Here is a 23,897-nt window from a genome sequence, read left to right as displayed (position 1 = left end):
GGCGGAGGCACGGTTCAAGAGGCCGCGCGGCGCGACGGCCGCTGGCCCGCGTCATCCAGCCAGCCGGCGATGGTCACGGCGACAGCGTCTGGCGCCTTCATCCAGGAGAAATGGTCTGCCGGTCCGCCCAGTGCTTCTGCACCGAGCGAGACTCGCCGCTGCCCAGTCCGCGGCATCTTGCGCAACAACCAGTCCAGCGATCGCTCCGGCCCCAGCCAGTCGTCATGCAGACGGACTGCCAGCAGCGGCACGTCCAGCATGGCCAGGCCCGCCTCCAGATCCCACGACGCGCCGGCCGCCGCATAGCGCCCGGTACGGCCACTTCGCGCCCAATCGGCAATCACGCCGCGCGCCTCGTTGCCACCGAAGCCGATGCGCCGCCCTGGCAGGTAGCCCGTCAACCCTGCCAGCCACGGGGCCAGGACATAGGCCAAGCCAATCGGGAACCGGTGCCGAAACTGGCGCCAGTACGGCGCCCCGCTAGCCACCAGCACCAGCCCGGCGAGCGCCTGCGAATGCTGTCCCGCATAAAGGGAGGCGATCTGCCCACCGAGGCTGTGCCCGCCCAACCAACAGGCCACGTCGGGGCAATGCCGCTGCGCGACCGCGACGCCCGCCGGCAGGTCGTCGCCGAGCAGTTGACGATAGCCCCAGTCGCAGCGCCGGCTTGCGCGCCGGTCACTCGAGCCGATCCCGCGCCACTCGTGCAACGCGACCGCGACACCGCGCGCCGACAGCGCCTGCGCAAGCGGCAGGTAATGCTTGGCGGCGATGCCCATGGCCGGCAGCCAGTACAACAGGGCCGTCGGGGTTCCCGGCGGAAGCGAAAGCAGAAGTTCCGACCGGGCGCCATCGCCCGCCGCGACCGGCAGCACCTTCGGTTCGGCGGAAAAGGCTGGCGATGGCTGCACGCGGTCGCTCCCGTCAGGACGAAGGGGCAGGCTAGCATGCACTTTCACCGCCGAGGCGCACATAAGAAAGGCCGGCTCGCGCCGGCCTTTCTTGTGGTTCGCTCAATCGCCCCCTCAGCTGGGAACCACCTCGTCGGCCTGGAGGCCTTTCTGCCCCTGCACCGACTTGAAGGACACCTTCTGTCCTTCCTTGAGGGACTTGAAGCCAGTCCCCTGAATGGCACGAAAGTGCACGAAGAGATCCGCGCCCCCGTCATCAGGCGTGATGAATCCAAACCCTTTCGCGTCGTTGAACCACTTCACCGTGCCGCTTTTACGGCCATTACCTTCCGACATGACTCACTCCAATCATTTCGATCGAGACAAGTCAGCCTCCCCCTTACGGCCGACGACTTACTGGGCTGCAGGGAACCGGTGAAGCGATGCGAGGCTTGGGCCGGGACATCGGACGCACGCGCGTGGCCTGGCAAACACAGTGCTTCCGAGCATAGCCTATTTTTTCGCACCCGGCGGCGGTACCGGGCCAAGTCAGGATAAGAAGAAAAAAAGCCGGGCGTCGCTGCCCGGCTTCTCTTACACGTAAAACCGATCCCGGCTCAGGCGGGAGTCACTTCCTCGGCCTGCAGGCCTTTCTGGCCCTTCACCACCTTGAAACTGACTTTCTGGCCCTCTTTCAGGCTCTTGAAACCGCTGCCCGCAATCGCGCGGAAATGCACGAATACGTCATCTCCTTGTTCACGGCTGATGAAGCCGAAACCCTTCTCGTCGTTGAACCACTTCACCGTACCAACTTCACGATCGTCCGACATGACTCACTCCGATCAGCTCGATGCTGAGACAAGCCGGCCTCCCCCTTACGGCCGACGACTTACTGGGCATGCAGGGAATCGGTGGGGCGATGCGGATGGAACCGGACATCGGGGCACGCGTGGCCTAGCAGACACAGTGGCCGGAGCATAGCGGATTTTCGCGAGAGGCAACGTGGAAAGCCTGTCAGGCCGGAATATCCGCATAAAAAAAGCCGGGCATGAAGCCCGGCTTTTTTCGCTTGGAACGATTGAATCGCTCAGGCCTTCTGCACTTCGTCGGCCTGCAGGCCCTTCTGGCCCTGCACCACCTTGAAGCTGACCTTGTCACCCTCGGCGAGGCTCTTGAAGCCGTTGCCCTGGATGGCGCGGAAATGCACGAAGACATCCGGGCCGTTGTCACGGCTGATGAAGCCGAAGCCCTTGGCGTCGTTGAACCACTTGACGGTACCGATCTGACGATCAGACATTTGAAACACTCCATAAGGTTTTAGATGAGGCTCAGCCTTTCCAGCGGAAAGGCCGACTTACTGAGTCGCAAGGAAAACCCTAGGGGTGAGGCGATGAGGCGGATCGCTGATCAGCGGCATCGGGTCACGAGGTGACCCCAGCAAACTACAGTAGCTACATCATAGCCTTTCCACGTAGCGAAAAGCGAATATCCCGCTTCTTCCGGAAAGCTGAACGAAGATAATCACGACAGGCTTCGGCGGGTTTTCCCTTCACCCCAAAACGCGCACGATTCAGCTTTTCTTTACGGGCCGCAGTGTCTATTGCGCCTGCCTGCGCAACCTGAAGTTGCCTTTCCGCTCGTGGTTCCGGCCCACCCAGAGGCCGCCAGTCAAGGAGATCGATCATGACCAAGCTTCCAGCGCGCCTGGCCCTGCTCCTGTTCGCCGGCGGGCTTGTCCTGGCCGGATGCAACGACAAGACCACCCGCCCCGCCAGAACCACCGGGACCACCACGACGAGCACGTCGGCGACCACCACACGCACTGCCGCGCCAGCGCGTACGACGACGGCCAAGCCCAAGGCAGCGCCGGCCGAAGCGCTGCCGGACCAGACCGGCATTCCCGCCTGTGACAACTATCTGTCCAGCTACATCGCCTGCCACCAGGCTGCCGCCATCTATGCGCCCGACCAGATCGAAGGCCGCTACGAGGCGATGCGCGAAAGCCTGCTGCGCGACTCGATGGACCCGGATATCCGCCCGCAGCTGGGCAACCGCTGCACCTCGCTGGCCAACCAGCTGCACCAGGCCCTGCACGGTAAATCCTGCGCCACCCAGCCGGCCGCGCCGGCCAGCGGCGCCTCACACTGAAAAAGTCAGGCCTGCGCGCGCCAATGCGCGCGCAGTGCCGCCGCCATGCCTGCCGGACGGCAACGCCCCAGCCTGATTTTCGGTGTGCCATGCCAGCGCGCGGTCGCCGCGATAGCGAGGGCAATCTCCTCCAACATCACCGGCTGCGGCTCCACGCCCTCTTCCAGATATATCGCTTTCACCTCGAATACACCTTCGGCGCGATGCGCCTTGGCGTCTAGCCGTCCCACCAGGCGCCCCCGGTGCAGGATGGGAAGCACGTAATAGCCATAGCGACGTTTCGGTGCGGGCACGTAGCACTCGATGGTGTACTCGAAGCCGAACATGGCCAGTGCGCGCGCCCGGTCCCATACCAGCGGATCAAAGGGCGAAAGCAACGTGGTGTATGTCGCACGCAAGCGGCCGCGCGCGGCTCGCGCGAGGAGTTCGCCGTGATCGGCGTGCACATAGGCGCGTGCGTTCCAGCCCGCTACCGCCACTTCAAGCAGCTCGCCCGACGCCACCAGAAGCTCCAGCTCGCGATCGGTCACCGCCGGCTTCAGCCGGTGGTAGTCCGCCACCCAGCGTGCCTGGACGATACCCAGCGCGCGGACTGCGTCGAGCACGAAGCGTCGGCGCAACGCGGCAGGGTCCATCGCCTCGGGCGCGGGGTCGAGCGGCGGCTCCAGCCCGGCGATCACTCGCTCCGCGAGGTCGTACACCCGCTGGAAGCGATCGCGGCGGGCCACCATCAACTCGCCCAGCGCGAACCAAGCTTCCAGCCACTTCTTTTCGGGCTTCCACGACCACCAGCCGCTGGTACCGCCGCGCGCCTCGTGCTCGAAATCCGCGGCGCGCAAGGCACCCTCGGCTCGGATGCGCTCCAATAATCCGTCCATGCCTGCGCGCTGCTCGCTATGCATGCGCGCGGCGTGGCGATGCGCCCAGTGAGTACCGCGGCGATCACGCCAGGCGCGATGCCAGGCATAGTCGCCGGCCGGCACGAAACAAGCTTCGTGCGCCCAGCATTCGGCAATACGTCCCTGCGCCAGCGCATCGTCGAGCCAGGCCGGCTCGTAGTCGCCCAGGCGCGAATGCAGGACGAGATAAGGACTGCGCGCCACCACGTGGATGGTGTCGATCTGCAGCAGCCGCATCCGCCCGATCGCGGCGACGATGTCGCCGGGCCGCGCGCGGCGGCGGGGTGCCTGCAGCAGCCCTTGCGCAGCCAGTTGCAGGCGCTGTGCCTGCGCGAGCGTAAGGCGCGCGATCGAAACAACAGGCGGCTGCGATGACGGATTCTTCACGCGTTGTGCATCCCTTGGTTGTGCAGGCATTTACCCGCCCTTTGCTAGCGTGGGGATAGCGTTGGAGCGCCATGGCGTGTTCGTCGACGGCCGCGGCGATTCCGCGCTCTCTTCCCTTCAAGACCAGTGATTCTGGCATGGAGTATTGACGATGACTTCACGCAAACCCGTGCTCACCCTCATAGCTTCCACATCGCTGCTGTTCGCCGGCGCGCTTCTCGCGCAGGATCAGTCAACGCAGCCGCCCGTGCCCTCGCAACCGCCCGCACCTGCCCAGCAGAGCATGCCGGCACCGCAACCGCGGGCCACGCCGCAACCGATGCCGCAACCGGCGCAGGACAGTGCCGCCAGCGGCGCACAGGCTCAGGTGAGCGTTACCTCGAGCATGCCGGCGACCAAGGACGCCGGTCCACCGCCGGACTTCGCCACGCTCGCCAACGGCAAGGCGTACATCACCGAAGACGATGCCGCTGCCTATCCGCCGCTCGCCAACGACTTCCTGCATGCGTCCGGCGGCAACAAGCATCTGAGCAAGGCCGCCTATGCGCGCTGGTTGAAGCAGCGCTGAGCTTCCGGCACCCTGACGCCGGCCGTGGTCCGCCGCGGCCGGCGTTTTCGTGTGCGGCAACCCTCATCGCCCGCGCCATTTCCTCCTGCCCAGATGGGCCCGCCTTTTCGTGGAGTACGCAATGACGCGACCGACCGTCCTGATGGCGTTGCTGTTGATGGCGGGCCTCGCCGCCCCGGCCGCGCATGCGCAGAATCCGGATCCGATGGATATCCGCGCCTGCACCGCCATCGAAAGCGATTCGCAGCGCCTGGCCTGCTACGACCACGCCACTGGACGCGTGAACCTTCCGGCCGCGCAGAAGAAAGCGAATGAGAACGCCGTGGCGCCAGGAGTTTTCCCTTCCGACAAGAGTCAGCGCGACGTGGCTACGCAGGGCAATCCCGAAGTCGCCCGCCCGCTGTCACTGCTCGATTCGCGCTGGGAACTCTCGCCGGAAAGCAAGCTTGGCACGTTCAACCTGCGCGGCTACAAGCCGCTCTACTTGATGCCGGTGTTCGCCACCAGCAACCAGAACGCACGCCCGACCAGTCCCAACCCGGAGAACACGGTACAGACGCCACAGCACGTGCAGAACATCGAGGCCAAGTTCCAGATCAGCCTCAAGTCCAAGGTGTGGCAAGGCGTGTTCGGCGACCAGGGCGACCTGTGGGTGGGCTATACGCAGTCCTCGCGCTGGCAGGTCTACAACAGCCACACCTCGCGTCCGTTCCGCGAGACCAACTACGAGCCGGAAGCGCTGCTGATCTTCAACACGCATTACGACGTGCTGGGCTGGGATGGTCGCCTGCTCGGCATCGGCTTCAACCATCAGTCCAATGGACGCTCCAATCCGCTGTCGCGCAGCTGGAATCGCGTGATCGGCAACATCGGCTTCGAACGCGACGGCTGGACGGTGATGTTCCGCCCCTGGTGGCGCGTGCCGGAAAAGGCCAAGGACGATAACAACCCCGACATCAGCGATTACGTAGGGCGTGGCGACATGCAGATCGTGCGCGAATGGAAGGGGCAGGAATTCGGCCTGATGCTGCGCCATTCGCTACGCGGCGGCAGCCGCAGCCACGGCGCCGGCCAGCTGACCTGGGCGTTCCCGATCAGCGGCAACCTGCGCGCCTACATGGAGCTGTTCAAGGGCTACGGCGAGAGCATGATCGATTACAACCACAACGCGACGTATCTGGGCGTGGGTATCTCGCTGCTCGACTGGTACTGAGCATACGCGCGCCATCAAGGCCTGGTGGTCAGCGCCACCAGGCCTTTTTCGTGCCGGTGAGGATCTTCAGCGTCTGCCCGCGCGCCAGCGGCAGACGGCTCATGGGCTGGAAAGCAAGATCGCGCCACCATGCCAGGCCATCGCGATGCGACTGGAACAGCGGCGTCAGCCAGCGACTCACGCGCTGGTACACGGCAAGGTGATGACGCCTTCGCCGCGCATAACCTGCCAGCGCCGCATCCAGCGCATGGTCTCCGGCCAATGCGTCAGCCAGCGCCTCGGCATCGAGCAGCGCCATGTTCACGCCCTGCCCCAACTGCGGACTCATCGCATGCGCGGCATCGCCCAGGAATACCGTCCGGCCATGGACCGGATGGCGCAGCACCACGTCGCGATACCGGGCGCGATGCAACTGCTCAGGCGAATCGATGCCACGCAGCAGCTGCGTTGCCTCAGGCCAGATGCCGGCGACGCGCTCGCGCAGCCGCGCCAGGGCCGCATCGTCGAAATGTTCCACCTGTTCGCCGGGCAGACTGAAGAAGAAAGTGAGCCATTGGCCATCGCGATCGGCGCGGCGCCCCACCGGCAGCAGGCCGATCATTTCGCGCGTACCGGCGTAGCGCTGCCGCAACTCGTCGCCATGCGGCCAGTCGTCCGCAGGCAACAGACACCACACCGCTCCCCATGGATACATCGACGCGCGCCGCACCTGCCGTTCGGGCAAACCGGCGCGCAGACGCGAGTGGGCGCCATCGGCCACCACGGTCAGGTCGAACGGGCCGTGCATGCTGCCTTGGCGGTCGCGCAACCGGACCCCGTCGCCCAGTACGGCATCGATGGCGACGCCGGTATGAATGCGGTCGGCGTCCGCGTAGGCATCGCGCAGCAAGGTAAACAGCGTGCCGCGAGTCATGCCCAGGCCGAAGCAATCGGGCGCGTGATCGGCATACCGCATATCCATCACGCGCCGGCCGCGGTGATTGACGCCATGCAGGCGCGCGATGCGCTGCCCTTGCGCGAGCGCCTGTTCGTGCAGGCCCAGGCGCTCCAGTACGCCCAGACCGGTGGGCTGCAGCAGGAAACCGGCGCCGACCGGCCCCGGCCTGGGCGCCTGCTCGAACACGCTCAACGCGTGCCCTTGCGCGGAGAGAAACAACGCCGCGGCCTGGCCGGCGGCGCCATAGCCGACAATAGCGATACGCAGGCGTTCACGCATGGCGCAACTCGATCCTTGAGCGACGGGCCTCGCGGCCCGGACACGAAAACGCCGGCCCGGCATGAGCCGGGCCGGCGTACGCGAGAAAACCTCAGTGGTGGTGGCCGCCTTCCCCGTGCACGTGGCCGTGAGCGAGTTCATCCTCGCTGGCCGCACGCACATCGGTCACCTCGATGGCGAAATGCAGCGTCTTGCCGGCCAGCGGATGGTTGCCGTCGATGTGCACCACGTCATCGTCCACTTTGGTGACGGTGACGTTGATGACGCCCTGCGGACCATGGCCCTGGAACTGCATGCCAGGCTGGATGTCCTCCACGCCCTGGAAAGCCTCGCGCGGCACGCTCTGGGTCAATTCCGCGTGATGCACGCCGTAACCTTCCTCGGGAGCGACGTCGACCTTGAACTGGTCGCCGGCTACGCGACCGGTCATCGCTTTTTCCAGGCCCGGCACGATCTGGCCGACGCCATGCAGATAGGTCAGCGGCTCGCGGCCTTCGGAGCTGTCGAGGACCTGACCCTGGTCGTCGGTCAGCGTGTAATGGAAGGACGCGACGGCGTTCTTGTCGATCTGCATGGTGTTTCTCACAAAGGGAAATAAGGGAGCGCCAGTTCCTGGGCCGGCGCGAAAGGAACGGCAAGCCTACCAGCTTGGGCGTCGACGCGCTTTTTCCGCGAATCGTGGCGCGCTTCGCGCAGCCTCGACCCATGCCCGCACGGCGGCATAGGCGATACCCTGCGCCCTGCTTCCGCTTCTGCCCGCCGATGACCTTGCTCCTCGATGCCTGGCGCCATCGCCCCACCCATCGTCGGGTCTGGGCGCTGGCCGTACCAATGATCTTGTCGAACCTCACCGTGCCGCTGGTCGCCCTGGTGGACAGCGCCGTGGCCGGCCACCTGCCGCACACGCAGGACTTGGGGGCGGTCGCGGTCGGCAGCGCGATCTATGCCTTGCCGGTATGGAGCCTGGGTTTCCTGCGCATGGGCACGACCGGCTTCGCCGCGCAGGCCACGGGCGCGGGCGACCACACCGCGCTGCGCACCGTGCAGATCCAGGCGTTGCTGCTGGCAGCGGTGCTCGGCTTCGCCATCGGCGTGCTCATGCTTCCGCTGCTGCCATGGCTGATCGCGCAGATGTACGCCACGCCAGCACTGGCCAGCCGCAGCCTCGATTACCTGCACATCCGCCTCATCGGCCTGCCCGGCGCCCTGCTCAACTTCGCCCTGGCCGGCTGGTTCATCGGCGCGCAGCGCGCGGGCGTCACGTTGAGCCTGTTGCTGGTGGCCAATCTGGTGAACATCGCCTTGAACCTGCTGTTCGTGCTCGGCTTCGGCTGGGGCGTACCCGGCATCGCCATGGCGTCGGCTTGCGGCGAGTGGTGCGGCGCGCTGTTCGGGCTGTGGCGCGCGCGGCACGCCCTGAGCGGCCTGCCCGGCAAGGTGGACTGGTCGGCGATGCGATCACCCACGCATTGGGTGCCGCTGCTGGCAGTCAATCGCGACATCTTCGTGCGCACGCTGGCGCTGGAAGGCGTGTTCTTCAGCATCTCGCTGCTGGGCGCACGCCTGGGCGACGCCACCGTCGCGGCCAATGCCCTGCTGCTCAATGGACTGATGCTCACGGCCTTCGGTCTGGACGGCCTGGCCAACGCGGTAGAGGCCCTGTGCGGCCACGCCATCGGTGCGCGCGATTCGCTCGCGCTGCGCCGCGCGCTGGTCGTCGCGGGCGGGTGGTCGCTGCTGGGCAGCCTCGGCTATGCGCTGCTGTTCGTTCTCGGCGGCCATCTGTTCGTCGACGTACAGACCAGCCTGACCGAGGTGCGCGCGGTGGCGTATCGCGCGCTGCCCTGGCTGGCGGCGCTGCCGCTGGTCGCCGTGTGGAGCTACCTGCTCGACGGCCTCTTCATCGGCGCCACGCGGGCACGGGAAATGCGCGATGCCATGCTGCTGGCCGTCGTGCTGTTCGCCTTGCTCGCATGGGCCGCGCGCGGCTGGGGCAACGCCGGCCTGTGGCTGGCTTTCCTCGCCTTCATGGCGGTTCGTGGTGCCTCTCTGGGAACCCTCGCCCTGCGCCTGCGGCGGCGCGGAGCGTGGATTGCCTGAAAGGCGTCGCTTGTCTCCACGCAGGCGGGCGGCTGAGCGATACTCCGGCCATGAACGTGCTACGCCATATCCGTGGATGGATACTGCCGGCGGCGCTGCTGCTGAGCGCCGCCGCACATGCCGAGGACGGCGCTTCGCTGGCCGCGCGCATCGATGCCCATATCGCCCAGCCGCGCTTCGCCGGCGCTCGCTGGGGCATCGCGGTGGTCTCGCTGGACACCGGCCACCTGCTCTATGCGCATGACGGCGACCGCCTGTACCAGACCGCGTCCACCGCCAAGCTGTTCACGGCGGCTCTCGCGCTGAGCGAGCTGGGCGCCGACTACCGCATCCCCACCCGCCTGCTGGCACGCGACCATCAGCGCGGCGCGGTGCTGGACGGCCCGCTGATCCTCTACGGCATGGGCGACCCCACGCTGGGCGCCGACGCATCGACGGCCGACTGGGCCGATCGGATGGCCAAACAGGTCGCCGCGCGCGGCATCCATACGGTGAAGGGCGACCTGATCGCCGACGACACGTATTTCGCCAGTCCGGCGATGGGTTCCGGCTGGGAAGCCGCGGATTTGCAGAGCTGGTTCGCGGTACCGACATCCGCGCTGAGCGTGCAGGAAAACCAGGTAGACGTGACGATTACCCCCGCCGCGCACGAGGGCCGGCCCGCCATCGTTTCACTGGACCCGGCCGGTGCGTTGCCCGAGGTACTGGACCGCATCACCACCAGCGCGCCATCGGTGCGCAACGACATCAATCTCTACCGTGCACCGGGTGATCGCACCCTCTACGCCTTCGGCAACATTGCTGCGCGCGGCGCGGCACAGCGCTTCAAGCTCGCCACGTTCGATCCGGCGCTGCTGGCCGGCGAGCAATTGCGTACCGCCCTGGCGCGCCACGGCGTGTCCGTGCAGGGCGGCGTGCGCGCGCTGCACTGGCCGCAGAGCAGCGAATCCTTACGCGAGGACACCGAGGTAGTCGCCGAAGTGCTGTCGCCTGCGCTGGGCGAGATCCTGCAGCGCGGGCTCAAGCGTTCGCAGAACCTGTATCTGCAGAACCTGCTGCTGATCGCCGGCGTGCGCGCGCAATCCGACGCGATGCAGGGGGCCAACCCGCCGACCGGCTTTCTCAGCACCGAGAACTGGGGCGTGCGCGGCCTGCGCCAACTGCTCGAGCGCATGGGCGTGGCGCCCGGCGCGACGGTGATCGAGGAGGGCACCGGCCTGTCGCGCCGCGATCTGAGCACGCCCGGCGCGATGGTGCGCCTGCTGTCCTTTCTCGCCGCGCAATCCTACGCACCGACGCTGCTGGAGGCCCTGCCCGTCGCGGGCGTCGACGGCACGCTGCAATGGCGCATGCGCGACACGCCTGCGAGCAACAATCTGCGTGCCAAGACCGGCAGCATGTCGCTGGTGCACTGCCTGGCCGGCTATGTCACTACCGCGGGCGGCGAGCGTCTGGCCTTCGCCATCATGCTCAACAATTACGATCCGCCGGCTGGCGCTCCCGGCGCCAGCCGCGATATCGATGCGATCGCGGTGATGCTGGCCGGCATGCGCGCGGATGCCCCATCGCCGGAGAAGGCCGGCGCGGTGGCGGCTCAGCCGGCCAACTGAGCCTGGAGGTCCTTGCCGATCTTCTCCGGCGTATCGGTCGGCGCGTAACGCTTGACGACCTGTCCCTCGCGATCGACCAGGAACTTGGTGAAGTTCCACTTGATCGATTCGCTGCCGAGGATGCCCTTGCCCTCGCTCTTGAGCCACCGGTAGAGCGGATGCGTGCCGTCGCCGTTCACCTCGATCTTGGCGAACATCGGGAAGCTCACATCGTAGCTGGTGCTGCAGAAGTTCTTGATCTGCGCCTCGTCGCCCGGCTCCTGGTGGCCGAACTGGTCGCACGGAAAACCCAGCACCACCAGCCCCTTGTCGCGTTCGGCACGCCACAGCTTCTCCAGCCCCTCGTACTGCGGAGTGAAGCCGCACTTGGAAGCGACATTGACGATCAGCATCGGCTTGCCCCGCCACTCGCCGAGCGAGCGTTCGTTGCCGTCGATGTCACGGGCGCTGAAGTCGTAGGCAGTGGTCATGACATGGGCTCCGGCAAGGGTGCGCGGGAGTCTACGCCAAGCCCGGCCGCCCTGGCATAGAATGCCGCCTCCGGTCATTGTCCAAGGCCCGTCGTGATCCGCTTCGTCGATGTCCACAAGTCCTACCGTGTCGACGGCAAGGACATCCCCGCCCTGCGCCCCTTCAGCCTGGACATCGCCGATGGCGAGGTGTTCGGCATCATCGGGCATTCCGGCGCGGGCAAGTCCACGTTGATCCGGCTGATCAACCTGCTGGAACGCCCAAGCGGCGGCAGCATCCAGGTCAACGGCAAGGAAATGACCACCCTGGACAACTGGGGACTGCGCGCCCAGCGCCGGCGCATCGGCATGATCTTCCAGCACTTCAACCTGCTCAGCTCGCAGACCGTAGCCGATAACATCGCCTTTCCGCTGCGGCTGGCCGGCGAGCGCGACGAAGGCGCGATCCGCGGACGCGTCGACGAACTGCTGCGTCGGGTCGGGCTGGTGGAGCACGCGGCCAAATACCCCTCCCAGCTTTCGGGCGGCCAGAAGCAGCGGGTAGGCATCGCCCGCGCCCTCGCCAACCGGCCATCCATCCTGCTGTGCGACGAGGCCACCAGCGCACTGGATCCGCAGACCACCGCCGCAGTGCTGGACCTGCTGGCGGAGATCAATCGCGAGCTCAAGCTCACCATCGTGCTGATCACCCATGAAATGGACGTCGTGCGCCGGGTCTGCGATCGCGTGGCGGTACTCGATGCCGGCCGCATCGTGGAACAGGGCACGGTGGCCGATGTGTTTCTGCATCCACGCCATCCGACCACGCGGCGCTTCGTCAACGAGGCACTGCCGGAGGAAGCCGCGGGTGAAATGGCGCCCTACGCTCACGTGCCGGGCCGTGTCCTGCGCCTGTCCTTTCGTGGCGAAGCAACGTGGACGCCGGCGCTGGGCCGGGTCGCCCGCGAAACCGGCGTGGACTTCAACATCCTGGCCGGACGCATCGACCGCATCAAGGACCTTCCCTACGGCCAGCTGACGCTCGCCATGCAGGGCGACGGCGTGGACCAGGCGCTTGTCGCGCTGCGCGCCGCCGGTATCGAAATCGAGGAGCTGACGCGATGACCGCCCCCTTGCTGCAAAACGTGTTCCCCCAGATCGACGACTGGGCGGAGATCGGCCGCGCCTGCCTCGACACGCTGCTGATGCTGGGCGGCTCGCTGGCGCTGACGGTGGTGATCGGACTGCCGCTGGGCGTGCTGCTTTATCTCACCGGCAAGGGTCAGCTGCGCGAGATGCCTAAGCTCTATGCGGCGCTATCGCTGGTGGTGAATATCCTGCGCTCGATTCCCTTCATCATCCTGATGATCGTGCTGATGCCGCTCACTTACGTGCTGGTCGGCACCAAGCTGGGCATCCGCGGCGCGATCCCGCCGCTGGTCATCGGCGCGGCCCCCTTCTTCGCGCGCCTGGTGGAAACCGCGCTGCGCGAAGTGCACAGCGGCGTGATCGAGGCCAGCCAGGCCATGGGCGCCGATACCTGGCAGATCGTGTCCCGCGTGCTGCTGCCCGAGGCGCGCGGCGGCCTGATCGCCGGCGTGACCGTCACCGGCATCGCCCTGGTCGGCTATACCGCCATGGGCGGCGCCGTCGGTGCGGGCGGTCTGGGCGACCTGGCCTACCGCTACGGCTATCTCGGCTACAAGTCGGACTACACCGTGGTGACCGTGGTACTCCTGATCGTTCTGGTGCAACTGTTGCAGATGGTCGGCGACCGCGTAGTCGCCCATTACACCAGGCACTGACGGGGAAAGGCCCGCGCCGGCGGCAACTTTGCAACCGGCCGTATGGACGGCTATTCTGATGCACCGCATCAAGGGTCCGCCCTCCATGAAGAAGCTGCTCGTCGCCTTGTCCGCCCTGCTCGCGCTGGCCGGCTGCTCGTCCTCCGGCTCCGGCGGCGACGCCGCCAGCCAGAAGCTCATCGTTGCCGCCACCGCCGTGCCGCACGCGGAAATCCTCAAGCAGGTCAAGCCGCTGCTGGAAAAGGAAGGCGTCGAGCTGGAGATCAAGGTGTTCTCCGACTATGTGCAGCCGAACACCCAGGTGGTCGAGAAAGCCGTCGATGTGAATTACTTCCAGACCAAGCCTTACCTGGATGAATTCAATCGCCAGCGCGGCACCCAGCTGACCATCGTCACCGGCGTGCATATCGAGCCGTTCGGCGCCTATTCGCGCAAGCTCAAGAGCATCGGCGACCTGCCCGATGGCGCCACCGTCACCCTGCCGAACGACCCCAGCAACAACAGCCGCGCGCTGTTACTGCTGGCGCGCAACGGCATCATCACCCTGAAGAACCCGAACGACGAACTGGCGACGCAGAAAGACATCACCGCCAATCCGAAGCATCTGAAGTTCCGCGAGCTGGAAGCGGCGATGCTGCCGCGTACGCTCGACGAAGTGGACCTGGCGCTGATCAATACCAACTACGCGCTCGCCGCCGGCCTCAATCCGACCAAGGACGCATTGCTGATCGAGGGCAAGGATTCGCCTTACGTGAACTACCTGGTCGGCCGTCCCGACAACAAGGACGATCCGCGCGTGCAGAAGCTCGCCAAGGCGCTGAACAGCCCCGAGGTGAAGGCCTTCATCGAGCAGAAGTACCAGGGTGCGGTGCTGCCGGCGTTCTGAACGCGGCCCGTGCTTGCCCCATGAGGAAACGCCGGGTCATGCCCGGCGTTTCTCGTTTCAGCGTCAGGCCACCGCCTCATCGACCGGTACCGGAATGTCGAACACCTGCCGCAGGTAGGTCACATAGGCCTTGTCCTCGCACATGTTCTTGCCCGGCGAATCGCTGAGCTTGGCCACTGGCTGGCCGTTGCAGCGAATCATTTTGATCACGATGTTCAGCGGCGTGGGGCCGACGTCGTTGGAGAGATTGGTGCCCACGCCAAAGGCGAGCAGGCAACGTCCGCGGAAATGCTCGTACAGGCGCATCACCTTGGGGATGTCCAGGCCATCGCTGAACACCAGGACCTTGCTGCGCGGGTCCACGCGGTTGGCGCGGTAATGCGCCAGCACGCGCTCGCCCCAGGCGAACGGATCGCCCGAATCGTGGCGCGTGCCGTCGAACAGCTTGCAGAAATACATATCGAAATCGCGCAGGAACGCGCTGAGGCCATACACGTCGGACAGGGCGATGCCCAGGTCGCCGCGGTATTCCTTCGCCCAGGTTTCCAGTGCGGCCACCTGCGAATCGCGCAGGCGCGGCCCCAGCGCCTGATGCGCCTGCAGGTATTCGTGCGCCAGCGTGCCCAGCGGCGTCAGGCCCAGCTTCCAGGCCAGCCAGACGTTGCTGGTGCCGGCCAGCTGCGGCCCCAGGCCATCGCGCAGGGTTTCCACCACTTCCGCATGCCATTCGCGCGAGAAGCGGCGGCGCGTGCCGTAGTCGGCGATCTTGCAGGTGTCGTAGCCGGCGGTGTCTCGCAGCAGCGCGATCTTCTCGCGCAAGCGGCGACGCCCTTCGGCCAGGTCCAGGCCCGGATGCATGTGGCGGAAATACACCTCGTTGACGATCGCCAGCAGCGGCACTTCGAACAGGATGGTATGCAGCCAGGGGCCGACGATGCGGATCTCGATCTCGCCGTTGCCGCTCTCGGCCGGCTCGATGCTCACGTACTTGGCGTTGAGCTGGAACAACCCGAGGAAATCGACGAAGTCGCTCTTGATGAAACGCCAGCTGCGCAGATAGTCCAGTTCCTCCTCGCTGAAGCGCAGGCTGCACAGCTGCTCCAGCTCGGCGCGGATCTCGCCGATGTACGGCACCAGGTCGATGCCCGGGTTGCGGCACTTGAAACGGTATTCGACCTGCGCGGCCGGATAGTGGTGAAGCACCACCTGCATCATCGAGAACTTGTACAGATCGGTGTCGAGCAACGAGCGGATGATCATCGCGGATCCACGGAAGAGAGAAGCGGCGCGCACGCCGTCCCCGATTATCTCCGTGCGATGCGGACGAATGCGACCCCGAAAAACGAAACCCGGAAAATGAAAAACCCCGGTAGCCAGGGGAGTAGCTACCGGGGTCTTGTCAGGCCGTCCTCTACAAAGAGGGGGAGAAAAAGAGGCGGCCCCCGACGATGCGATCGTCTGCACCATCTCATGTCGCCTCACGGCGATACGATGGCTTAGTGTGGCCGGCCCGAACGGAGTTCAAGGGCCTATTTGGATCGGTTCAGGTTTCCGCCAGCTTCGCGACAGGACCACTACAATGCGCGGCTTTCCGACAAGGAGTCCGTCATGCCCCTGCTTCGCCGCCTGTGCCTGCTCGCACTGCTGATCGCCCTGCCTGCCGGCGCTGCCGAACTGAAGCTCGACCTGGGGCGCGGCCCGCAGACCCTCGACGGCGCGAAGCTGGCCGCCCGGCCGGACGCGCGCGAGGTGGATATCCCGGCGGACGTGGCCTACCACCGCGCCATGCGCTACCGCGCCGTGCCGCTCAAGGCTCTGCTTGCCGGCCTGGCGGCATCGGATCACCTGCAGTTCGTCGCCAACGACGGCTTCGCCGCCGAGGTGCCCGCCGCCCTGATCCTGGACGGCCACGGTGCGGAGGCCTGGCTGGCCATAGAGGACAGCGCCAGGCCCTGGCCGGCCCTGCCCGCCAAGGCCGCCAGCGCCGGTCCGTTCTACGTGGTCTGGACGCGCCCGGAAGCCGGCGGTGTCGGCCCGGAGCAATGGCCCTACCAGCTCGCCTCCATCCGCAAGCTCGACACGGTGGCCGCGCGCTTCCCCGCCGTCGTGCCAGACCCTGCCCTGCCGGCCGAAAACCCCGTGCGCCGCGGCTTCGAGGTATTCCAGCGCAACTGCTTCGCCTGCCATACCCTCAACGGCCAGGGCGATGCGCGCCTGGGGCCCGACCTCAACATCCCGCATAACCCGACCGAATACCTGCGCGCCGACCTGCTGCGCGCCTACGTGCGCGATCCGCAATCGCTGCGGCATTGGCCGCAGGCGAAGATGCCGGGCTTCGACACCAAGGCGATGAGCGACGCAGATCTGGATGCCCTGCTCGCCTACCTGCGCCACATGGCCGGCCGCAAAACCAAGCCTTGAGGTCCCTTCAGCGCGCCGGTTGTCCGTCGGCGTGCAATGACTGATCCGCCTCCTGGTTGTAGACATCCAGATCCAGCAAACCTTGCTCCCGCGCCACCAGCACCGGCACCAGCATCTGACCGGTCACGTTGGTCATGGTGCGCATCATGTCCAGCACGCGGTCGATAGCCACCAGATAGCCGATGCCTTCCACCGGCAGGTTGGCGGAACTGAGCACCAGCGTGACCATCACGGTCGCCGTGCCCGGCACGCCAGCGGTACCGAACGAGCCCAGCACCGACGCCAGCAAGATCACGAAATACTGCGAGGGCTCCAGGGCCAGACCGTAATACTGCGCCACGAAGATCGCGCTGATCGCCGGATAGATCGCGCCACAGCCGTCCATCTTGATGCTCGCGCCCAGCGGCACCGCAAAGGATGCGTACGCAGGCGACACACCCAGATTCTGCGTCACGCTGCGCAGCGCCACCGGCATCGAGGCAAAGCTGGATGACGATGTGAAAGCCACCTGCATCGCCGGGAACACCCCGCGGAAGAAACGCCGCGGGCTCAGCCCGTGCGTCAGCAGCAAACCGCCATACACCACCACGATCTGCACCGCACAAGCGACATACAGCGCCAGCACGAACTTGCCCAGCGGCAGCAGCTTCTCGAAACCGTAGCCGGCAACCAGCGCGGCGATCAGGCCGAAGGTGCCGATCGGCGTCATCTCCAGCACGAAGCGCGTGACCTGGATCATCGCGTTGTTGGCTTCGCCGAACAGTTCACGCAGACGCGCGGATTTTTCGCCGATCTTCACCAGCGCCAGGCCGAGCAGGCCGGCAAAGAAGATCACCTGCAGAATCTTGCCCTCGGACAGGGCGCGGAACGGGTTGGTGGGCACCACATCGAGCAGCACCTTGATCGCCGAAGGCACTTCACGCGCCTTGTAGCTGTCGGCCATGGTCAACTGCCCCACGCCCAGGCCGGGATTGGTCAGATGTCCAACCAGCAGCCCTACGCCCACCGCCAGCGTCGCCGTCACCGCGAACCACAGGAAGGTCCGCCCGCCCAGCGCCGCCATGCGCTGCACGCCGTGCAGGCTGGACACGCTGTTGACCACCGCGAAAAACACCAGCGGCACCGCGATCATCTTGATCAGCGAAACATAGACCTCGCCCAGCGGCTGGAACCACGCCACGGCGCCAGGACCGCACAGCCAGCCGGCCAGCGCGCCCAGCACGAAACCCGCGAGCACGCGCTTCCAGAAACGTATGCCAAGCCACCAGGCGACTAGCTTCACGGCCTTTCTCCTCACTGCGAAGACATCGACCTTACAACGGCCGCGGCCGTCTGGACGGCCAAACGGCAACACAGCGTTTCCTGTCGAGAACGATACTAGCCGCCAGGCGATTGCGCCTGGGCCGATTCCGACGCAAGTTTGCGCAGCCTGCCGTCCCGCTCGGATTTCGGTTGCTGCGCCAGCCTGCGCACGTCCGCGTAGAACGTCGGCCACTGCTCTTCTGCCTGCCGGAACAGCATGGCGAATGCCGGTTTCCATTGATCGTAGAGCCCGAACGGGAGCAGGCGCGCGTTATTGATCGGTGCCGCCACCCAGGCGTCGTAGCGATGGTCCGCGGGCCAGTTCGCCTCACGCCACTGGCGATAGCGCTCGCGGAAAGCCGCGATCTCCGCCTGCTTGGCCGACTCCAGCGCAACGTCACCGCCATCCTTGGCGTAGGCCTTGCGCAGGCGGGCACGCAGGTCGAGTACCAGCCGGGTAAAACCATCCTCCACCGCCTGATCATGGCCGAGCGGGGCCGGCAAACCCTGTGCCTGCCGCCATTCGCGCAGGCCCTGCTCCTGTACGAAGCTGGCGAAGGATTCGTTGAAGGCGCTGTCGTCCTGCACGTAGATCCGCTGGTGCGCCAGCTCGTGGAAGATGGTGCCGGCCAATTCGTCGTCGTCCCAGCGCAGCATGCTGCTGAGGATCGGATCGGCGAACCAGCCCAGTGTGGAATACGCCGAGACGCCGCCGACATACACGTCATTGCCGTCCGCCTTCAGCCGCGCCGCTTCGGCTTTTGCCCTGGCCTCTTCGAAATAGCCCCGATAGGCCACGCAACCGGCGATCGGAAAGCAGTGCCGCACCGGATCCACGGAATAGCGTGGCGCGGCGAACACGTTCCAAACTACATAGGGACGCCCGAGTTCGACATAGCGCGTATAGCTGCGGTTTTCGGGCAGCCCCAGGCGCTGCGATGCGAAGCGGCGGGCCTGTTGCGCCAGTCGCAGCCGTCCGGCCAGCTTCGGATCGGTGGCCGGGTCGGCGATCACGCTGGACACGGCCCGCTGATGCAGCAGCAGTTCGCCCTGCCCGTGCGCCACATGAGCGTAGTAACGCAATCCACCGCAGGCGGATAGCAAAAGGCCCACCGCCACGAGGGCGATGAGCCTGTTCAGTCGTAACGGCGCGGTCCGGCCCGGATATCCCATGCCGGCGATTGTGCCGGGCAAGGCGCGCCCCTGCTATCGACGGGCCGGCATGGACCAGGACTCAGTGGTGATGTCCGTCCCAATGGCCGCGACCACCGCCCCAGCCGCCGCGATGGCCGCCGCGCCAGGAACCGCCGCGATCCCAATAGCGGCCGCCGCGATCGTGCCAGCGCGAACCGCCATACCACACGCCGCTGATGCCGATGCTCACGGGCGGCGCGTAGCAGCAGCCGTAGTAGCCGCCGCCGTAGTAAGACGGATAAGCCGGGGCGTAATAGCCGTCGTCGTACACCACCGTGCCGCCGCCGCTGCCGTAGTAGGCGTCGCCGACGTAGGTGGAACTGCGCACGTAGCTGTAACCCGGATCGTAATAGCAGCCCGACAGCGTCGCGGTAGCGGCGGCGATCGTCAGGCCGGCAAGCAGGCGTTTCATGGGGCACCTCGGGAGGTTGACGCCACCCAAGCTAGGCTCGCCGCGTTGAACGCGCACTGAGCGAAAAACCACCGTGCGGCAGGTGTTTAGCCCGCAGCGTGCGTCAGAACCGCGGTTGCGCCAGCTGCCCCAGGAAGTGCGAAATGAGGTTGGGCTCGACCAGCACGGTGAAGGCGATGCCGTAAGCCGCTCCCCACAGATGCGCACTGTGATTGACGTTGTCGCGGCCGTGGCGATCCATCCAGATCGAATACATCACGTACAGCACGGCGTAGATGATGGCCGGCATCGGGATCACGAACACCACGATGCGCGCCCACGGCGCGTTCAGGATGAAGGCGAACAGCACCGCCGACACGGCACCGGAAGCGCCCAGGCTGCGATAGTTCGCGTTGTGCCGGTTGGCCAGGTAGGTAGGCAGGATCGAGACCACCAGCGCGCCGATGTAGAACAGCGCAAACCCCGTCATCCCCAGGTGCGCGGTGTAGAACGGCTCCACCGCGCGACCGAAGAAGAACAGCGTGATCATGTTGAACAGCAGGTGCCCGAAGTCCGCATGGATCAGGCCATAGGTCACCAGCCGGTGGTATTCCTTCTTCTTCTCGATCGCCGGCGGCCACAGGATCAGGTCCTGCATCAGGCGCCCATTGTTGAACGCCATGAACGACACGATGCAGGTGATGGCGAGGATGGCGAGGGTGATCAGCATGTACGTTTCCCTGTAGCGGGGATCGGGCGAAACGCGCATCTTGGCGGCCGCGCGGGCGCTTGTCGACCTCGCCCGCCGCCCTGCGGCAACGTATGATGCGCGGCTTCCGCGCTTCCTCCCCCGCGACGCAAGTCCCCTCATGTCCCTCATTCGCTATCTGCATCTGGACGTCTTTGCCGCTTCTTATGGCGGTGGCAACCATCTCGGCGTCGTCACCGATGCCACCGGCTGGAGCGACGCACGGATGCAACGCTTCGCCCGCTGGACCGATCTGGTCGAGACCACCTTCCTGCTGCCGCCGGACGATCCGAAGGCCAGCTACCGCGTGCGCATCTTCACGCCGCACAAGGAAATCCCCTTCGCCGGGCATCCCAGCATCGGCAGCGCCCACGCGGTGCTCGAATGCGGCTTTGCCGCACCGCGCGACGGCCTGCTGTGGCAGGAGTGCGGCGCGGGCGTGCTGCCCATTCGCGTCGAGGGCGCAGGTGACGCGCGGCAGTTGCTGCTGCAATCGCCGCACGCCATCGTGGAGAAGACCGGCACCGACGCGCACCCGTTGCTCGCCGCCGCACTGGCCGGCATCCCGCTGGGCGCCCTGCCGCCCGCCTACGTCGCCGGCGGCCGCCACTGGTGGCTGGCCGAATGCGCCGACGAAGCCAGCCTGCGCGCCTGGGTCCCCGACCATCAGGCCATAGGCGCCCTCGCCCGTGCCACCGACAGTCTGGGCCTGTGCGCCTTCGCACGTAGCGCAGACCCTGATTATCAGCTGGTGGTGCGCGCCTTCCCCGCCGGTGTCGGCATCGTGGAAGACCCTGCATCCGGCGCCGCCAATGGCCTGATCGCAGCCTATATCGCCCACGCCGAGCCGCACGGCGCACTCGCCGCCGGCTACACGGTGAGCCAGGGCCGCGAGATCAGCCACGACGCCAGCCTGCGCGTGCGCATCATCGATGGCACCGTGTGGATCGGCGGACGCACCAACACGGTGATCGACGGCACGCTGCGCTGGGACGGCGCCGCTTGAACCTCCCCGCGGCCCACCCCGACGCACGTATCTGGGTCGACGCGGACGCCTGCCCGGCGGCGATCAAGGAGATCCTGTTCCGCGCCGCCGAGCGCGAACAGGTGACGGTTACCCTGGTCGCCAATCAGTTCCTGCGCACGCCGCCCTCGCGCTTCGTGCGCGCCATTCAGGTGGCCGGCGGCTTCGATGTCGCCGATGCGGAAATCGCCGAGCGTGTGGCACCGGGCGATCTGGTGGTGACACAGGACATCCCGCTGGCCGCGCAGGTAATCGCCAAGGGCGCGCTGGCCGTGCATCCGCGCGGCGAGCTGTTCACCTCGGATTCCATCGCCCAGCGCCTGGGCATGCGCAACTTCATGGAAGAACTGCGCGGCGCCGGCGTCGACACCGGCGGGCCGGCGGCCTTCCATGCCCGCGACAAGCAGGCCTTCGCCAATCAGCTCGACAGCTGGCTCGTGCGCCTGCGCCAAGCACGCAAGGCGCGCGGCTGATCAAGGCTGACCGCGATCCAATCCCGCGCGGCGGGCCGCCAAAGTCGCCAACGCCGACCAGTCGACGTCCTCGTCACCCAGCGCCAGCGTTTCGAGCAGGCTGTCGCGCAGCACGCTGGCGAACGGCAGCGGCACCCTCGCCGCATCGCCGGCGGCGAGCGCCAGGTTGATGTCCTTGTAGCCCAGCGGCAGCGCGAAGCCGGCCGGCTTGAAGCGCTGCTCGGCGATCAGCCGGGCATAGCCCTGGTAAGCCGGCGCGGCGAACAGCGTGCCAGTCATCAGGCCGAGGAAATCCGCCGCGCTCACGCCATGCGCGCGAGTCAGCGCCGTGGCTTCGGCCATGCTCTCGATCGCCGCACCGAGCATGAAATTGCCGGCGATCTTCACCACGTTCGCACGCTCCGGCGCATCGCCCATCGGCCAGATCGCGCTGCCCATCGCCTCCAGCAGCGACCGCACGCGCTCAAGCGCCGCCGGCTTGCCGCCCACCACGATGTTGAGTTTGCCGGCAGCCGCTACGTCCGGACGCCCGAACACAGGTGCTGCGAGATAGTCCACGCCGCGCTCCGCATGCGCTGCCGCCAGCTCCTGTGCCAGCGCCACGGATACCGTGGCGTGGTTGACGTGCACCGTGCCCTTGTCCATCTCTTCCAGCAATCCGCCGTCCAGCACGACCTCGCGCACCGCCTTGTCGTTGGCAAGCATGCTGAAGAGCGCGTCGCCCTGTGCCGCACGGCCTGGCGTGGCGGCCACTTTCGCGCCCAGCGAGGCGAGTGGCGCGGCAGCCTCCGGCGAACGATTCCATACCGTCACGCTGTGGCCGGCCTTGATCAGATTGCTGGCCATCGCGCTGCCCATCGCGCCCAGGCCGATGAAACCGACTTTCATAGTGAAACCCTCTGCAAGGAAACCCACGCCTGACGCGCAACCGTGCGCCCGGCCGGGTGGACGCGGCGTGACTCAGACTGCCTGGCCAGCCGCATGACCGGATGCCCACGCCCACTGGAAGTTGTAACCGCCAAGCCAACCGGTGACGTCCACCACTTCGCCGATGAAGTACAGCCCCGGCACCCGCTTGGACTGCATCGTGCTCGACGACAGGCCATCCGTATCGACGCCGCCCAAGGTCACTTCCGCCGTGCGATAGCCCTCGGTGCCGCTGGCGACGACCGGCCAGTCGCGCAGCTGCGCGGCGATCTCGTCCAGTTCGGCCGGCCGGTATTGCTTCATCGGCCGGCTCTCGAACCACACCTCGCACAACCGCTGCGCCAGGCGGCGCGGCACCAGGTCGGCCAGCACGTTCTTCAGCTCCATCCCCGGACGCGCGCCACGCTGCGCCTGCAGCCAACCGCCGGCATCCTGGCCGGGCACCAGGTCGATGCGCAGGTCGTCGCCGGGCTGCCAGTACGACGAGATCTGCAGGATCGCCGGGCCGCTGAGGCCACGATGGGTGAACAGCATGCCGGCGCGGAAGCGTCGCTTGCCTACACGCGCTTCCACCTGGGGCAGCGCCACGCCAGCCAGATCCTGGTAGCGTTCCTGGTGCTTGCCGCTGAGCGTCAGCGGCACTAGCCCCGCGCGGGTCGGCAGCACGTCGTGGCCAAACTGTCGCGCCAGTTCGTAGCCGAAACCGGTCGCGCCCATGCTGGGGATGGACAGGCCACCGGTGGCAACCACCAGCGACTGTGCGTGCACCTCGCCGCGCGCGGTGCGCACGTTGAAACCCTCCTCCGTCCTGCGCACGCTTTCGACCGCGCAATCGGTCTCCACGCGGGCGTCGACGGCAACGCATTCGTCCAGCAGCATGCGCACGATCAGCTTGGAAGACTCGTCGCAGAAAAGCTGGCCCAGCTCTTTCTCGTGGTAGGCGATGCGGTGTTTTTCGACCAGCGCGATGAAATCGGCGGGGGTGTAGCGGGCCAGGGCGGACTTGGCGAAGTGCGGGTTAGCGGAAAGGTAATTGGCCGGCGTCACGCCCAGGTTGGTGAAATTGCAGCGTCCGCCGCCGGACATCAGGATCTTCTTGCCCGGCTTGTTGGCGTGGTCCACCACCAGCACGCGCCGGCCGCGCTGCCCGGCCACGATCGCGCACATCAAGCCGGCCGCGCCCGCGCCGATCACCAGCACATCCACCTTCACGCCATCACCCGCCGCAGTCCGCAAGGGGACGGAT

General features: G+C 66.5%; 27 protein-coding genes. 11 read left to right on the top strand and 16 right to left on the bottom strand.

Translation table 11 applies throughout. The features are described from left to right. Positions 1–14: 14 nt before the first annotated feature. The 5 genes from ACNR9O_RS05415 to ACNR9O_RS05395 form a co-directional block, all read right to left on the bottom strand. The gene (locus ACNR9O_RS05415) at positions 15–911 is read right to left on the bottom strand and encodes an alpha/beta hydrolase family protein (protein ID WP_473682283.1); all 897 of its coding nucleotides are present in this window, start codon (positions 909–911) and stop codon (positions 15–17) included. 114 nt (positions 912–1,025) lie between these two features. Then, complete coding sequence (locus tag ACNR9O_RS05410; RefSeq protein WP_473682284.1) at positions 1,026–1,247, bottom strand: cold-shock protein; 222 nt, start codon at positions 1,245–1,247, stop codon at positions 1,026–1,028. Positions 1,248–1,507: 260 nt separating this feature from the next. Continuing rightward, positions 1,508–1,720 carry a cold-shock protein gene (locus tag ACNR9O_RS05405; RefSeq protein ID WP_473682285.1) on the bottom strand — a complete coding sequence of 71 codons (213 nt, stop codon included), beginning with the start codon at positions 1,718–1,720 and terminating at the stop codon, positions 1,508–1,510. Positions 1,721–1,977: 257 nt separating this feature from the next. Further along, on the bottom strand, positions 1,978–2,187 hold the full coding sequence (locus ACNR9O_RS05400) for a cold-shock protein (RefSeq protein ID WP_026636216.1): 210 nt from the start codon (positions 2,185–2,187) through the stop codon (positions 1,978–1,980). Positions 2,188–2,341: 154 nt separating this feature from the next. Next, the gene (locus ACNR9O_RS05395; protein WP_473682286.1) at positions 2,342–2,575 is read right to left on the bottom strand and encodes a hypothetical protein; all 234 of its coding nucleotides are present in this window, start codon (positions 2,573–2,575) and stop codon (positions 2,342–2,344) included. Between ACNR9O_RS05395 and ACNR9O_RS05390 the strand changes: the two genes are divergently transcribed. After that, positions 2,574–3,038, top strand: a complete 465-nt coding sequence (locus ACNR9O_RS05390) for a hypothetical protein (RefSeq protein ID WP_473682287.1) — start codon at positions 2,574–2,576, stop codon at positions 3,036–3,038. The two genes, ACNR9O_RS05395 and ACNR9O_RS05390, sit on opposite strands and share 2 nt — an antisense overlap. A gap of 5 nt (positions 3,039–3,043) precedes the next feature. Here the strand turns inward: ACNR9O_RS05390 and ACNR9O_RS05385 are convergent, their stop codons facing one another. Continuing rightward, positions 3,044–4,324 carry a winged helix-turn-helix domain-containing protein gene (locus ACNR9O_RS05385; RefSeq protein WP_473682288.1) on the bottom strand — a complete coding sequence of 427 codons (1,281 nt, stop codon included), beginning with the start codon at positions 4,322–4,324 and terminating at the stop codon, positions 3,044–3,046. A gap of 151 nt (positions 4,325–4,475) precedes the next feature. Here ACNR9O_RS05385 and ACNR9O_RS05380 point away from each other — a divergent pair, with 151 nt between their 5' ends. Beyond that, positions 4,476–4,892: a hypothetical protein gene (locus ACNR9O_RS05380; RefSeq protein ID WP_473682290.1), complete on the top strand. Its 417-nt coding sequence runs from the start codon at positions 4,476–4,478 to the stop codon at positions 4,890–4,892. A gap of 121 nt (positions 4,893–5,013) precedes the next feature. Further along, positions 5,014–6,105: a phospholipase A gene (locus tag ACNR9O_RS05375; RefSeq protein ID WP_473682291.1), complete on the top strand. Its 1,092-nt coding sequence runs from the start codon at positions 5,014–5,016 to the stop codon at positions 6,103–6,105. Between the two features lie 28 nt (positions 6,106–6,133). Here ACNR9O_RS05375 and ACNR9O_RS05370 read toward each other — a convergent pair whose 3' ends face one another. Together ACNR9O_RS05370 and ACNR9O_RS05365 are read right to left on the bottom strand one after the other, a co-directional pair. Then, positions 6,134–7,321 (bottom strand): FAD-dependent oxidoreductase, encoded by a 1,188-nt coding sequence (locus ACNR9O_RS05370; protein ID WP_473682292.1) that lies wholly within the window; start codon positions 7,319–7,321, stop codon positions 6,134–6,136. 91 nt (positions 7,322–7,412) lie between these two features. Continuing rightward, a complete protein-coding gene (locus ACNR9O_RS05365) occupies positions 7,413–7,895 on the bottom strand; it encodes an FKBP-type peptidyl-prolyl cis-trans isomerase (RefSeq protein ID WP_473682293.1) in 483 nt (160 codons plus the stop codon). Positions 7,896–8,083: 188 nt separating this feature from the next. Here ACNR9O_RS05365 and ACNR9O_RS05360 point away from each other — a divergent pair, with 188 nt between their 5' ends. Beyond that, a complete protein-coding gene (locus ACNR9O_RS05360) occupies positions 8,084–9,421 on the top strand; it encodes an MATE family efflux transporter (protein WP_473682294.1) in 1,338 nt (445 codons plus the stop codon). A gap of 50 nt (positions 9,422–9,471) precedes the next feature. Beyond that, complete coding sequence (gene dacB, locus ACNR9O_RS05355; protein WP_473682295.1) at positions 9,472–11,031, top strand: D-alanyl-D-alanine carboxypeptidase/D-alanyl-D-alanine endopeptidase; 1,560 nt, start codon at positions 9,472–9,474, stop codon at positions 11,029–11,031. On the opposite strand, the gene ACNR9O_RS05350 is transcribed toward dacB, so the two are convergent. After that, positions 11,016–11,501, bottom strand: a complete 486-nt coding sequence (locus ACNR9O_RS05350; protein WP_473682296.1) for a glutathione peroxidase — start codon at positions 11,499–11,501, stop codon at positions 11,016–11,018. The two genes, dacB and ACNR9O_RS05350, sit on opposite strands and share 16 nt — an antisense overlap. Positions 11,502–11,594: 93 nt before the next feature. Between ACNR9O_RS05350 and ACNR9O_RS05345 the strand changes: the two genes are divergently transcribed. From ACNR9O_RS05345 to ACNR9O_RS05335, 3 genes are all read left to right on the top strand, one after another. Next, positions 11,595–12,605 carry a methionine ABC transporter ATP-binding protein gene (locus ACNR9O_RS05345; protein ID WP_473682297.1) on the top strand — a complete coding sequence of 337 codons (1,011 nt, stop codon included), beginning with the start codon at positions 11,595–11,597 and terminating at the stop codon, positions 12,603–12,605. Continuing rightward, on the top strand, positions 12,602–13,285 hold the full coding sequence (locus tag ACNR9O_RS05340; RefSeq protein ID WP_473682298.1) for a methionine ABC transporter permease: 684 nt from the start codon (positions 12,602–12,604) through the stop codon (positions 13,283–13,285). The genes ACNR9O_RS05345 and ACNR9O_RS05340 overlap by 4 nt, the downstream gene beginning before the upstream one ends. Before the next feature lie 85 nt (positions 13,286–13,370). Then, positions 13,371–14,171, top strand: a complete 801-nt coding sequence (locus ACNR9O_RS05335) for a MetQ/NlpA family ABC transporter substrate-binding protein (RefSeq protein WP_473682299.1) — start codon at positions 13,371–13,373, stop codon at positions 14,169–14,171. 63 nt (positions 14,172–14,234) lie between these two features. Here ACNR9O_RS05335 and pncB read toward each other — a convergent pair whose 3' ends face one another. Further along, positions 14,235–15,431 carry a nicotinate phosphoribosyltransferase gene (gene pncB / locus ACNR9O_RS05330; RefSeq protein ID WP_473682300.1) on the bottom strand — a complete coding sequence of 399 codons (1,197 nt, stop codon included), beginning with the start codon at positions 15,429–15,431 and terminating at the stop codon, positions 14,235–14,237. A gap of 348 nt (positions 15,432–15,779) precedes the next feature. On the opposite strand from pncB, the gene ACNR9O_RS05325 reads away from it, so the two are divergent. Further along, positions 15,780–16,592 (top strand): cytochrome c, encoded by an 813-nt coding sequence (locus ACNR9O_RS05325; RefSeq protein ID WP_473682301.1) that lies wholly within the window; start codon positions 15,780–15,782, stop codon positions 16,590–16,592. 7 nt (positions 16,593–16,599) lie between these two features. On the opposite strand, the gene ACNR9O_RS05320 is transcribed toward ACNR9O_RS05325, so the two are convergent. The 4 genes from ACNR9O_RS05320 to ACNR9O_RS05305 form a co-directional block, all read right to left on the bottom strand. Continuing rightward, a complete protein-coding gene (locus tag ACNR9O_RS05320) occupies positions 16,600–17,874 on the bottom strand; it encodes a dicarboxylate/amino acid:cation symporter (RefSeq protein ID WP_473682302.1) in 1,275 nt (424 codons plus the stop codon). A 95-nt stretch (positions 17,875–17,969) separates the two neighbouring features. Further along, positions 17,970–19,007, bottom strand: coding sequence for an aminopeptidase (locus ACNR9O_RS05315; RefSeq protein WP_473700746.1), 1,038 nt, complete (start codon positions 19,005–19,007; stop codon positions 17,970–17,972). A gap of 121 nt (positions 19,008–19,128) precedes the next feature. Beyond that, positions 19,129–19,500: a hypothetical protein gene (locus ACNR9O_RS05310; protein ID WP_473682304.1), complete on the bottom strand. Its 372-nt coding sequence runs from the start codon at positions 19,498–19,500 to the stop codon at positions 19,129–19,131. Between the two features lie 103 nt (positions 19,501–19,603). After that, positions 19,604–20,209, bottom strand: coding sequence for a rhomboid family intramembrane serine protease (locus ACNR9O_RS05305; protein ID WP_473682305.1), 606 nt, complete (start codon positions 20,207–20,209; stop codon positions 19,604–19,606). A gap of 139 nt (positions 20,210–20,348) precedes the next feature. Between ACNR9O_RS05305 and ACNR9O_RS05300 the strand changes: the two genes are divergently transcribed. After that, a complete protein-coding gene (locus ACNR9O_RS05300; RefSeq protein WP_473682306.1) occupies positions 20,349–21,233 on the top strand; it encodes a PhzF family phenazine biosynthesis protein in 885 nt (294 codons plus the stop codon). Continuing rightward, entirely contained in the window at positions 21,230–21,724 is a 495-nt protein-coding gene (locus tag ACNR9O_RS05295; protein WP_473682307.1) for a YaiI/YqxD family protein, read from the top strand. The genes ACNR9O_RS05300 and ACNR9O_RS05295 overlap by 4 nt, the downstream gene beginning before the upstream one ends. Here the strand turns inward: ACNR9O_RS05295 and ACNR9O_RS05290 are convergent, their stop codons facing one another. Both ACNR9O_RS05290 and ACNR9O_RS05285 read right to left on the bottom strand, forming a co-directional pair. Continuing rightward, complete coding sequence (locus tag ACNR9O_RS05290) at positions 21,725–22,612, bottom strand: NAD(P)-dependent oxidoreductase (RefSeq protein WP_473682308.1); 888 nt, start codon at positions 22,610–22,612, stop codon at positions 21,725–21,727. Between the two features lie 72 nt (positions 22,613–22,684). Beyond that, positions 22,685–23,863 carry a BaiN/RdsA family NAD(P)/FAD-dependent oxidoreductase gene (locus tag ACNR9O_RS05285; protein ID WP_473682309.1) on the bottom strand — a complete coding sequence of 393 codons (1,179 nt, stop codon included), beginning with the start codon at positions 23,861–23,863 and terminating at the stop codon, positions 22,685–22,687. Between the last annotated feature and the right edge of the window lie 34 nt (positions 23,864–23,897).

It is taken from the genome of Dyella sp. CR10 (assembly GCF_055814425.1).
This window is presented reverse-complemented; position numbering and strand designations above follow the sequence as displayed.